10 protein-coding genes are annotated in these 12,771 nt (G+C 31.4%); 9 read left to right on the plus strand and 1 reads right to left on the minus strand.

What is annotated here, in order from left to right; genetic code table 11:
* The first annotated feature begins 20 nt into the window (after positions 1 to 20).
* The 7 genes from CA_RS02950 to CA_RS02980 all read left to right on the plus strand — a co-directional run bounded on the left by CA_RS02950 (position 21) and on the right by CA_RS02980 (position 11,361).
* Entirely contained in the window at positions 21 to 1,118 is a 1,098-nt protein-coding gene (locus CA_RS02950; protein ID WP_010963858.1) for an SGNH/GDSL hydrolase family protein, read from the plus strand.
* Between the two features lie 237 nt (positions 1,119 to 1,355).
* Positions 1,356 to 2,951, plus strand: a complete 1,596-nt coding sequence (locus tag CA_RS02955; RefSeq protein WP_010963859.1) for a glycosyl hydrolase — start codon at positions 1,356 to 1,358, stop codon at positions 2,949 to 2,951.
* Between the two features lie 470 nt (positions 2,952 to 3,421).
* On the plus strand, positions 3,422 to 4,939 hold the full coding sequence (locus CA_RS02960) for a glycosyl hydrolase (RefSeq protein ID WP_010963860.1): 1,518 nt from the start codon (positions 3,422 to 3,424) through the stop codon (positions 4,937 to 4,939).
* A gap of 40 nt (positions 4,940 to 4,979) precedes the next feature.
* A complete protein-coding gene (locus tag CA_RS02965; protein ID WP_010963861.1) occupies positions 4,980 to 6,578 on the plus strand; it encodes a glycosyl hydrolase in 1,599 nt (532 codons plus the stop codon).
* A gap of 226 nt (positions 6,579 to 6,804) precedes the next feature.
* The gene (locus tag CA_RS02970; RefSeq protein WP_014518847.1) at positions 6,805 to 7,461 is read left to right on the plus strand and encodes a class I SAM-dependent methyltransferase; all 657 of its coding nucleotides are present in this window, start codon (positions 6,805 to 6,807) and stop codon (positions 7,459 to 7,461) included.
* 238 nt (positions 7,462 to 7,699) lie between these two features.
* The gene (locus CA_RS02975) at positions 7,700 to 9,427 is read left to right on the plus strand and encodes a methyl-accepting chemotaxis protein (protein WP_010963863.1); all 1,728 of its coding nucleotides are present in this window, start codon (positions 7,700 to 7,702) and stop codon (positions 9,425 to 9,427) included.
* Between the two features lie 194 nt (positions 9,428 to 9,621).
* Positions 9,622 to 11,361, plus strand: a complete 1,740-nt coding sequence (locus tag CA_RS02980) for a methyl-accepting chemotaxis protein (RefSeq protein ID WP_010963864.1) — start codon at positions 9,622 to 9,624, stop codon at positions 11,359 to 11,361.
* A 78-nt stretch (positions 11,362 to 11,439) separates the two neighbouring features.
* On the opposite strand, the gene CA_RS02985 is transcribed toward CA_RS02980, so the two are convergent.
* The gene (locus CA_RS02985) at positions 11,440 to 11,925 is read right to left on the minus strand and encodes a DUF6803 family protein (protein ID WP_010963865.1); all 486 of its coding nucleotides are present in this window, start codon (positions 11,923 to 11,925) and stop codon (positions 11,440 to 11,442) included.
* A gap of 141 nt (positions 11,926 to 12,066) precedes the next feature.
* On the opposite strand from CA_RS02985, the gene CA_RS02990 reads away from it, so the two are divergent.
* Both CA_RS02990 and CA_RS02995 read left to right on the plus strand, forming a co-directional pair.
* On the plus strand, positions 12,067 to 12,291 hold the full coding sequence (locus CA_RS02990; RefSeq protein WP_010963866.1) for a YdbC family protein: 225 nt from the start codon (positions 12,067 to 12,069) through the stop codon (positions 12,289 to 12,291).
* A gap of 82 nt (positions 12,292 to 12,373) precedes the next feature.
* Positions 12,374 to 12,730, plus strand: coding sequence for a DUF4064 domain-containing protein (locus CA_RS02995; RefSeq protein WP_171779429.1), 357 nt, complete (start codon positions 12,374 to 12,376; stop codon positions 12,728 to 12,730).
* The last annotated feature ends 41 nt before the right edge of the window (positions 12,731 to 12,771 follow it).

The raw sequence follows: 12,771 nt of genomic DNA on the forward strand, positions 1-12,771 counted from the left end.
TATAATAAGGGGGAATTTTAATGAGAAAAAAGTTTAGTTTTTTATTAATTATTTTTATGATGCTTCTAAACGTAAATTTTACAGTTAAAGCTGCTTCTTTTGGTTATGGTAGTTTGAAAACATCAGAAACTTCATCTAATGTTTTATTCATCGGTCGTTTTGATACAAGCGATCCTGCTGGTCCAAAGTTTGCATGGAGTAACAGTACCATAAAGGCAAATTTTAATGGTACAGGAATAAGTGTAAATTTAAAATCTTCAGGAGACAATTGGTTTAATGTTATAATTGATGGAATAGTAAAGATGCCAGTTAATGTAACTTCAAGTAACTCATCACCTATTGTATTAGCAGAGGGACTTACAAATGGAAAACATACAGTAGAATTGGTTAAGAGAACTGAAGCGTCAGTTGGAGAAGTTCAATTTTTAGGTTTTATTGTTGATGGTGGAGAATTAATTTCACCTCCGCAACCTTTACAAAAAAGAATAATGTTTATTGGGGATTCAATTACCTGTGGATATGGAAATGAAGGTAAAAGTCAATATCAATCCTTTACGACAAAAAATGAAAATGCATATCTTTCCTATGGTGCCATAACCTCTAGACTTTTAAGAGCTGAACCTATGACTATTTGTTGGTCAGGAAAAGGTTTAATTAGAAATTCTGGAGGAAACACAACTGATTTAATGCCTGATTTGTACCAAAGAATATTGCCGTATACATCAACACCTCTTTGGGATACGAACAGATGGGTACCTCAAGTGGTTGTAATTAATTTATGTACAAATGACTTTAGTATAGGTATTCCAGATAGGACAACTTTTGTTACAGCCTATTCAACATTTATAGATCGTATTCGCAGTCAATATCCTACTGCACATATATACTGTGCAGTAGGACCTATGTTAAATGGAGATAACCTAAAAAGTGCAAGGGATTATATTAATAGTGCTGTAGAGATGAAAAATTCTTCAGGAGATCAAAAGGTTCATTTTATTGAGTTTCCAGTGCAGGATTCTGCAAATGGATATGGTGAGGACTGGCATCCTACCGTAAAAACTCATGAATTGATGGCTGTTCAGCTTTATAAAGCAATTAAAGCTGATTTAGGTTGGTAAGGTTGTAAAAAATCAAAATTGAATAATTAATAATTGCCACTCATTTGTTTTGGGTGGCAATTATGTTTATATAAAATGATAAGAATTTAATTGTAAATTATTAAAAGGTTACTCATTAGTTTTAATACTATTAATAAAAATATAAAACAATATACATTATATGTTTATAAAATAATATATATGGGTTATTATACTTTTAAAGGAAATTAATAATAAATATGTAAAGAAAATTTAGAAATGAGGAGAAATAATGATATTGAACAAAAGAAAAAAATACTTTCAGCTATGTTAGTATCAGTACTTTTAGTGTCGCCAAAAATTAATAGTAAAGTGTATGCTTCTATACCATCAAGCTGTAAGGCAGGTGCTTTTCTTGGATGGGCTGAAAACCTTGAAACTAAGGATATTATGGGTGATCCAGCTTATAGTGGAAAAGTAAATATGGTAGCTTTTGATGTTGCCAATTGGTCAGATAACGATAGTGATGATAATCACAAAAACAATGATGCAACAGCTATTGGGGACGGTCCGGCAGGATGGCATAATGCAAATTATGAGACGAATTTTAAAAATGTTGCAGTGCTTGGTAAGGATACTATGGTATCTGCGGAAATTCCTAATCCAGAAGGCCAGAAATGTACAACACATATGAGTTCAGATGACTTTTCAAAAGTAGCAAACGCTAAGATAACAGATAGTTCAGATTCTAAAGTTGTTACAAATTACCAAAGTATGGTTAAAAAATTAGGGGATATACTGGCTGATTATTACTCAAATCTAAATCAGAAAAACCAGGCTGCTAATGTGTATTTACGCCTTTTTCATGAGATGAATTCAAGTTACCTTTGGTGGGGATTTCAAGATAAAGAGCAATTTAAAAAGCTTTGGATAAATCTTCATGATTACTTAGTATATGATAGAAAATTTACTTGGTTAAAATTTTGCTACGCTGTCAATAAAGGTGATGAAAATATAGGAGATGAGTACAAATACACTAAAGATGCAACGTTATATTATCCAGGAGATAATTATGTAGATACAGTTGCCTTATACGGCTATAGTGATGATCTTTCAAATGATCCTGACATACAAAAACCTTATGCAGAACTTACTGGAGGGACATACAATGGTGTTACATATAAAGGCTATAATAAACCATTTGGATTTGCTGAGCTTGGAGCAAAAGTTGGTGGAAGCTATATTGATAAAGACAATAATCAAATAAAACCTTTTGATTATCAAATATGGAGTAATGCTATTCAAAGTGAATATTCAAAGGCTTCATACTCAATAGTGTTTGATAAAGCATATGATCCACGTAATAATATTCATGGAACTTCTATTTTTAATGATTATAAAGATGCAAATACAAGCATCAGTTATAAAGCACATGTTTCCAATATTGGGTGGCAAGATTATGTAAAAGATGCTGAAACAGCAGGGACAACAGGACAAACATTGTCTATGGAAGCTATTCAAATGAACTATCCTAATAATATTGAATTACATTTGCAATATCAAGCACATGTTTCTAATATAGGATGGATGTCACCAGTATCCGATGGTCAAATAGCAGGAACAACGGGTCAGCATCTATCTATAGAAGCTATAAATATTTCATTAAAGGATGCTCAAGGAAAAGATTCATCTGATTACTCGATATATTATAGAACACATCTTAGATATATGGGATGGACCTCATGGACTAAAAATGGAAGTACATCTGGAACAATTGGGCAATCTAGGCCAGTAGAAGCAATTCAAGTATGTGTTGTTAAAAATGGTACAGAAAGAGCGCAATTAATGGAAGGATTAGTGCAAGGTACTAAATAACTAATATATATAATTACTTATTAAATCATTGAGGATTTACTTGGTTAAAATTCTGCTATCTTGTTAATAGATATGATTAAAAAACAATAAAAACGGATAATTATATGGAAGTTATTCAAATATGCATAGTTAAAAATGGTACAGCGGCACCAAGATAATAAACTTAGCATGAAATTTTATAAGCATAGTGTATTAAAAATTAAATAAATATGAATGCCACTTATTTGTTAGAGTTTCACAGTAGGTGGCAGTTATATTTGTACGCCAATTAAAAGTAGAAACAAAAATTCCAATAAGTATAGAATTAGCACAAAAATTTAAAAAGATATACGTTTACATATACATTACATAAAAATAATGGAAGTTTACAATGGCAATATTATAGTGTAATATAATATACTAGCAAAAAGTTATAAAAACTTTATAAAAAAACCATAATTTTTGTGTAAATAGTAAAAAGGAGTAAAATTATGACATTTAACAAAAGAAAAAGGACTATAATAAGTCTTCTAGCGACGACACTTATACTCTCGCCATTAGTTACTAACAAAGTTTATGCGGTCCCAACAACATGTACTTCAGGAGCATTTCTTGGATGGGGAAACAATCTGGATAATCCGTCCATTATGAATGATGCTGCATATACAGGGAAAGTAAATATTGTTTCTTTTGATCTTGCTACTTTTAATAATGCAAACTATGAAGGCTCTATCAGTGGAGATAGTGCTGCTAAGGTTGCGCCACTTGGAAAGGATACTATTATATCAGCAGAAATGCCTAACCCAGCTGGGGGAGATACACATTCAGATATATCTGACCAAGATTTTGCAACTGTAGCTAATACAAAAATTCAAGATATTAATACATCGAGTTCTTTGCTTCTTCAAAACTATAAAACAATGATTTCTAGAATAGGTGATGAGATTTATAATTATCACCAAAAATTAAATACATACAACGCTAATGCAACTATTTACTATAGACCTTTCCATGAGATGAACGCAAGTTGGTTTTGGTGGGGAGAGCACGACAGTAATCAATTTAAACAGCTTTGGATAAATATTCATGACTATTTGGTAAATACTCGTGGTTTAAGTTGGTTGAAGTTCTGCTACTCTGCAAATGAAAGTATTACTACTGATTCTAATGTTAAAGATGCACTTGATTATTATCCAGGTGGACAATACGTAGATAATGTAGGATTAGACGGATATAGTGATGATCCTGAAAATGATGGAGATGTAAAGAAAACATATGCTGAGCTTGTTGGTGGAACATACAATGGACAAACTTATCAAGGACTTGGGAAACCATTTGGATTTACTGAGCTTGGACCAAAGGTTGGTGGAGACTATGTTGACACCAATAATAGGCAGATAAGACCATTTGATTATCAAAAATTGAGTAATGCCATTGAAAAAAACTATCCTAAAGCAGGATATTCAATAGTATTTGATGGAGCTTATGATCCTCGAAACAATATTCACGGAACTTCCCTTTTTAACGGTGCTGAGAAGGAAGATGGAAGTCTTAGCTATGAGGCCCATGTTCAAAATATAGGTTGGCAGAGTAATGTAAGTGATGGGGATACAGCAGGAACTGTTGGACAAGGATTACGTATGGAAGCCATAAAAATTAATTATAACAATAATTTAGGCCTTCATCTTCACTATCAAACACATGTCCAAAATTATGGATGGATGTCAGAGGTAAAAGATGGTGAACTTGCAGGAACAACAGGACAGAGCTTAAGAACTGAAGCTATAAAAATTATGTTAAAGGATTCTTCAGGAAATAATGCATCAAATTACTCAGTATATTATAGAACTCAAGTTGAGAATATAGGGTGGACACCTTGGAAGAAGAACGGTGATGTATCAGGAACAACTGGAAAGGGATTAAGAATGGAATCTCTTCAAATATATGTTATTAAAAATGGTACAGGTGCTGCGCAAGCTATGGAAAAGTTAATACAGAGTGGAAAATAGATTTTGTAAAACACCAAAAGTAATATAAAGGAGTAAGATTATGATATTAAACAAAAGAAAAAAAGTATTGATAAGTATGGTGACAATGGTGGGTATACTATCACCATTAGCTAATAGCAAAGTTTATGCAATTCCAACAACATGTAATTCAGGAATATTTGTTGGTAGGGCTGAAAATTTAGACGCTATAGATATTATGAAAGATCCTAACTATACTGGAAAAGTAAGTATAGTTGGGTTTGATGTGGCTAATTGTTCGGATAATAATAGTGACGATAATCATAAGAATCATAATGAGACAGCAATTGGTAATGGCCCTACGCCAAAATGGCATAACTCTAATTATACATCTGATTTTTTGAATGTGGCACAACAAGGAAAAGATACAATGATATCAGCTACATTACCCAACCCTGTTCCTAGTCAAGAAATTGGTTCAGTAGGTCAGATAGCCTATGGTTCGCAAATATCCGATGCTGATTTTAAAGAATTAGCTAGTGTAGATATTAAAAATATAAATCAGTCAAGTCCTTACTTTGTTAGGAACTATGGACAAATGGTTAGCAAATTAGGAGATATAATTGAAAAATATCATACAGAGCTTATGGATAGCAATGGTAATGCAACCATATACTTGAGACCCTTTCATGAAATGAATTCACCTTGGTTATGGTGGGGATTTAAAAATCAGGATGACTTTAAAAATCTTTGGATACATCTTCATAACTACTTAGTGAATGATCGTAAGTTTACTTGGTTAAAATTCTGCTTTGCTGCTAGTGCTGGAGATCCTAGCTTAGATCCAGCACATGTCAAGGGTGCAAATTCATATTATCCAGGAAATAATTATGTGGATACGGTAGCTTTAGATGGATATAGTGATGATCCTTCAAACGATAGCGGAATAAAAAAACAATATGCAGAACTTACAGCAACAGGAAAACCATTTGGATTTGCTGAACTTGGTGCTAAAGTTGACGGGGATTTTGTTAATGTCCCGAATGAAAGGACTCAACAGAATGTTGAAACAAGACCATTTAATTATCAAAAATGGAGTGATGCTATTCAAAAGTATTATTCTAATGCTAAATATTGCATAGTATTTGGTGGTGCATATGACCCTCGTAATAATCTTCATGGAACTTCACTTTTTAGTAATAGCCAGGAACCAAATACAAGTATAAATTATCAAGCGCATGTTCAGAATATAGGATGGCAAGACTCTGTACAAGATGGTGATGCAGCAGGAACAATTGAGAAAGCCTTAAGAATGGAAGCTATAAAAATTAATTATCCTAATAATGCAGGTTTACATGTAGAATATAGTGCACAAGTTCAGAATAAAGGTTGGATGCCAGCAGTAAGAGATGGAGCTATAGCAGGAACAGTTCAAGAGGGATTAAGAATGGAGGCTATAAAAATTTCTCTAAAAGATTCTTTGGGGAATGTTTCAAATGATTATTCTGTATATTATAGAGCACAAGTTCAGAATAAGGGATGGATGCCATGGGTAAAAAATGGAGCTATAGCAGGAACAGTTCAAGAAGGATTAAGAATGGAAGCTATAGAGATATACGTTGTTAAGAATAATACACCTGTAGCTAATTTTATGGATAATAAAGTAGCAAATGCTCAATAAGAATTTTAAAGGTTAATAATTGGAATTTTTTAATGATAAAAAGATGCTTTCAGAAATTATATCAAATTTCTGAAAGCATCTTTTATTTTTAGAATATATAAAACTAATTTTTAGAAAATTCAATAATGAAAGTTATATGGCTCATCCTTTTTTAAGAACAATTTTTGAGGTTGTTATAACTCTTTATATGTTACATAATTTATATAAAGTGTTAGGGGATGATGAAATGGATTTAGAGGAAATGAGCAGTTTTTTTAACAAACGTGTTAATGAATATGAGGAACATATGATGAATAACGTAGGGGGAGCTAATCAATATTATATTGAAACTGCAAAACTAATTCCTAGAGGGAAAGAGATAAATATACTTGATTTAGGGTGTGGAACGGGACTAGAATTAGATGAGATTTTTAAAATTAATAATACAGTTAGAGTTACGGGAATTGATTTGGCTGAAAATATGCTAAGAAAAATAAAAGAAAAACACAAAGATAAGCTTGATAGACTTACTCTGATTGTAGGAGATTATTTCAGCTGCGATATTGGAGAAAAGGTATTCGATGCAGCTTTATCGGTAGAAACACTACATCATTTTAATCATGAACAGAAAATTAAGTTATACAAAAAGATTGTAAGGTCACTTAAAGATAATGGGGTTTATATTGAAGCTGACTATATGGCGCCTAATCAGGATTATGAAGATCACTGTTTTAACGAAAATAAAAGAATACGTTTAGAATTAGGAATAAAAGATGGATTTTACCATTACGATACTCCATGTACTGTAGAGAATCAAATAAAAATGCTATATAAGTCGGGCTTTAAATCCGTAGAGAAAGTATTTAAGGCCGAAAATACTGTTATTTTACTTGCAAAAAAATAATTTGAAATTTGCTTTAAGATATCTTAATTAATTTTAAGAGTACTTAAAGCTTTTTTTTACGCAATAATGAAACAAAAATGTGGAGAATAATCATGATTTTATTATAAATATAAACAATAATATTATTTATTGTAATTTATTATAACAAAATGTAAGTTTTTGTTGCGATATACGATATAATATATATGGTAGATATATAAAAAATAATAATTAAAGGTAATTTATAGGAGGTTTTATTATGAAGTTAATGGATTGGAAAGTATCTAAGAAAGTAGGTGTTTGTTTTTTATGTATAATAGCATGTTTTACAATAATTGTACTTATTGATATATTTTCTATGAAGAACATAGATAATTCGTCATCAAAGGTTACAGAGAATTACATGCAAAGTATCATTAATCTTCATTACATAAATAATGATATGTATAAATTAAAAATATATGCAAATGAACACTATACCGCTCCAGATGATAAGACTATGTCAGCCATAGATGATAGCATAAAGAGTACAAGGACTAATTTGAAAAATAACTTAAATGCATTTAGAATGACACTAAATGAGGGAGAGGAAAAAGATGTATTTAACGAGGTTGCGGAATTATGGGAGGATTATTCAAAGGTATACGACAAAAGTATGGAGTTATCACGTGAGAATAAAAATGAAGAAGCTTTAAAACTTTATTGGGAGAAAATGAAGGGAGATTCTAATAAAATTCAAAAAAAATTAGATATGATGTTAAAGACAAATATTGACGAAGCTTCTCAGCAGAAAACTTACATAAAAACGGTTACTAGCAGGGGAGAGTACTTTGCAGTTGAGGGACTAATAGTTGCAGACATTATAGCAATTATACTTTTATTATCAGTAAATAAGTTAATTGCTAGGCCTATAGTCAAGGCAAGTAGAGCAATAAAAGAAATTATTTCTGATATTGAAAATAATGATGGAGATTTGTCAAAAAGAATTTATGTTAACACGAAAGACGAAATTGGAGAGTTAACGCTTGGAGTAGATGCATTTATTGAAAGATTAGAAGATATAATAGGAAAAATACGAACTTCATCAGCTACTTTGGAGGGATCATCAAAATTACTCCTTGAACAAATTAGTTCTTCGAATATAAAAGTAGAAGAAACTTCGGCTACAGTTCAAGAAATTGCTGCTGGTATGGAAGAAACTGCAGCCTCAGTAGAAGAAATCAATGCATCCACAGATGATATTGAGAATGCGGTGGAAAAAATTGCACTAAAAGCACAAAGTGGGTCAGTAGCAACACAAAAAGTAAATTCTAAAGCAAATGAAATAAAAGTTAAAGCTGTAAGTTCGCAGAAGGCCGCAAGTGAAATCATACAAGTAGTGCAGGAAAATTTAGAGAAGGCACTTGTTAAATCAAAAGATGTAGAGAAGATAAACTTGTTAACTAGTTCCATATTAGAAATAACAGAACAGACGAATGTACTTGCCTTAAATGCTGCAATAGAGGCTTCGAGGGCAGGAGAAGCAGGAAAAGGATTTGCTGTAGTGGCGGATGAAATTAAGGCACTTGCAGAGGATTCAGGAAGAATAGCAAGTGAAATACAAAGTATAAATAGTATAGTAATAGAATCAGTTAAAAATCTTGCAGGGGATTCTAAAAGTGTTTTAGATTTTATTAGTAACCAGGTAATAAAGGATTATGATATGTTTGTAGGTGTATCTGAGGAATATACAAATGATGCAACAGCTATAAGTCAGTTAATGAATAATTTTAATGATACTGCTGATCAACTGAAAACGTCTGTTAATGGTATAGTTATAGCTATAAATGAAGTTTCTAGAACTATAAATGAAGGAGCAGTTGGAACGCAAAACATTGCAGAAAAAGCATCTCAATTATCTAATGGTTTAAACCAAATACAAAATAAGATGAAGGCTGGTACAGATGCTATAGTGGTACTTAATGAAACCACATCTATGTTTTCTTAATAATTAACAGTTAAATACAGATAAATTGAAAGCTGCGAAATGGTAAAAGATTTTCGCAGCTTTATTAATATTAGTAATATAATATTAAAAAAATGTCGAAAAAAATCGAATAAATGCTTTAGAAATAAAATTTTCAGGCGATAAAATTAATCATAACAGAATATAAGAATTAAATTATAGAGGGGAGAAAAATAATGAAAAGCGGTGGCATTAAAGCTAATCTATCTTTGTTAGTAATTTTCATGTTGATATTTGCAGTAGGTTTAGGAGGCTTTTCCTTTTATTCATTGAATAATATTAAAAGCGAAAGCGAGAAAAATGTAGCTACTGTTAGTAAATATGTTGTTTTAGTAGACGGTTCTAGAGAGGCACAAGTAACCTTTAAAAAGCAAGTACAGTCATGGAAAGATTTATTATTAAGGGGTTCTGATGAAGCTAAGTATAATACTTACTTTAAAGAGTTTACAGAGTACAATGAAAAGGTGACAAAGCAATTAGAGGAATTGAAAGGTACTATGAAGGAATTAGGACTAGATACTAATCAAATTGATAAAGTGTCATCAGAAATTAATCAGCTTCAAGAGAATTATTCAAATGCACTGAAAAGTTATGATAAAAATAATAAGGACAGTTACAAAATTGTTGATGCTTTAGTTAAAGGAATGGATAGAGCTCCAACTAATGATATGGATACTTTGGTTGGATCAATTAGAAAGAACTCAGAGACTCAAATAGCTAACATGAAGACAATATCAGAAAATAAAAATAAAAAATTAGCCATAGAGTTATTTGCTATTATTGCTATAAGTATGTGTATAGTTGGTTTACTTACACTCATTACATTAAAAACTTATAAGAGCATTGAAAAGTTTATAGAACAATTTAAAGCGCTTATGAAAAAGGCAGGAGATGGTGATCTTACTGTAGAAGGAGAAGTTTTTTCTAATAATGAATTAGGGGACTTAACAATTAATTTTAATGAGTTTATTAAAAAAATTAAAGCTTTAATATTGCAAACAAAAGATTTGAGTGATTTACTAGCAGCTTCATCAAATGAGATTCTTAGGGGGGCTGATGAAACGGTTAAAACTTCATATGAAATAGCAGAAACAATATCACAAGTTGCGGACGGTGCTACAAAACAATCTGCTCTAGCTAATCAGGGAAATGATATGGTGGTTAATGTTACAAAGGATTTAAATAAAGTTACTGAAACTACCAAGTCCATGAAGGAATTAGCAATAGAAACAGATAAAGTACTTACGGATGGTATCTCAAGTATTAAAACGCAGAACGAAAAAATGGAGGAAAGTAAAAAGACTACAAAAGATGTTTCAGAGGCTATATTGAATCTTTCTTCAAAATCATCTAAAATAGCAGAATTTGTTGAAGTAATCAATGGAATTTCTTCTCAGACAAATTTACTGGCCTTAAATGCATCTATAGAAGCGGCAAGAGCAGGAGAAGTTGGTAAGGGATTTGCTGTTGTAGCTGATGAAATAAGAATGCTAGCAGAATCATCTAGCACATCAACTACTCAAATCGAAGAATTAATTAAAGTAATTCAAAGTGCCATAAATGAAACTGTTCTAAAGATGAAGAAATTTGAAAAATCTATGGAGGAACAGATTGAGGCTATAAAAAATACAGAGAGTACTTTCTGGGAAATAAAGGATTCAACTTCTAAGGTAGCTAATAAAGTTATAGATGTTTCCAACAGCACTCAAGTTATTGACGAAAATTCCATAGCACTTGAAAGAGCAATCAGTAACATATCATCTGTAGTTGAACAAAATGCTGCGGCTAGTGAAGAGGTTGCTGCATCAACAGAAGAGCAGGTCTCTTCATTAGAAGAAATAAGTACATTGATTAATGATCTTTCTAAGTCTTCAGATAATCTTAAAAATCTTTTAGAAATATATAAAGTGAAATAAATATAGTATAATATTAACAAAATAAAAGCATGTGTATAGTATACACATGCTTTTATTTTGTGGTTGCTAATAATATAATTACATAGCCATATTTGGCATTTTTCCTATAATTTCTGGATTTACCATACCGAATATCATAGCTATATGAGCTACAACAAGAAAACCGCCAACAAGCATAAAATGTATTTTCATTTTTTCATTTGCTGTTTTATTTCTAAATATTAAGCCTAACTCCATTAAGGCTATAGGAAGCAGGAAAATAACTCCACTCAGGTAGAAACCAACAGCAACAATATCAACCCAAGTATGCCAGCCACCGGTAGAAGTTAGTGGTATTACGGCTGTAAGCATTAGATATATAAAGATTCCAGTAAAATAAATACCAGCAAATATACCAACAATTTTGTTCAGAGTTTTAAGACCGCCTCTTTGTACTCTGTTGAAGATGATAAAAAATTCAGTAATTGTAAGAGTTTCAGCACAGATTACTGGTATAGCCATAAAAATAATTAAGTTCCAAGGCTGGTTTTGTGAAAGTAGAGACATATAATGTGTCATGTTCATAAGTTATTACCTCCATGTAGTTTATGAATTTATATTATAAAAAAAATATGAAGATAATATAAAGATTTAAGTTGATGTTGAAATACTATAGTGATAGTATATTAAGAAATTAAAGTATTAAAAATTTATAGGAGGATATGTATGGCAGCAAGTATAAAGTTTGAGATAAAAGAGCAAATAGCAGTACTTTCAGAATCGTCGAAGGGCTGGAAAAAAGAATTGAATTTAATTTCTTGGAATGGAAGAGAGCCCAAATATGACTTAAGAGACTGGGATGAAGAACATAGTAAAATGGGGAAAGGTATAACTTTAAGTAATGAAGAGGTAAAAAGACTTAAAGAGATACTTAACGAAATGAATGTATAAAGCTTCAAATAATAGAAGTCATAAAAAAAATCTATCATCGTATAATTAGGTGATAGATTTTTTTATAAGTTTATTTGGAGGAATGTTTGTGGAAGATAAAAGAACTGTTGAATTTGTTTTGGGTCTTATAGGAGGAATATTTGGTATAATTTCAGGAATAGGGGCAGTTGGTCTTGGAGGACTAGGATCCGCTGTTGGAGCCAGTGGTTCAACAACTGTTGGAGGGCTAGGTATTGTAGCTATATTATTTTCTGTATTAGGTATAGTGGGTGCAGTATTTGTTAGAACAAAGGGAAAATTAGGCGGAGCATTTATGATTATAGCTGCTATTGGAGGCTTCATATGTATATCCTATTTTTATATTCTCCCTGGAGTACTTTTAATAATACCTGGTTTAATGGGATTATTAAAGAAAAACCAAAGTATTAGTAAGAAATAAATTTTAGTAATAAATTGTACATAATCATCTGATTTGATTAT

Source organism: Clostridium acetobutylicum ATCC 824 (assembly GCF_000008765.1).
Lineage (GTDB): Bacteria > Bacillota > Clostridia > Clostridiales > Clostridiaceae > Clostridium_S > Clostridium_S acetobutylicum.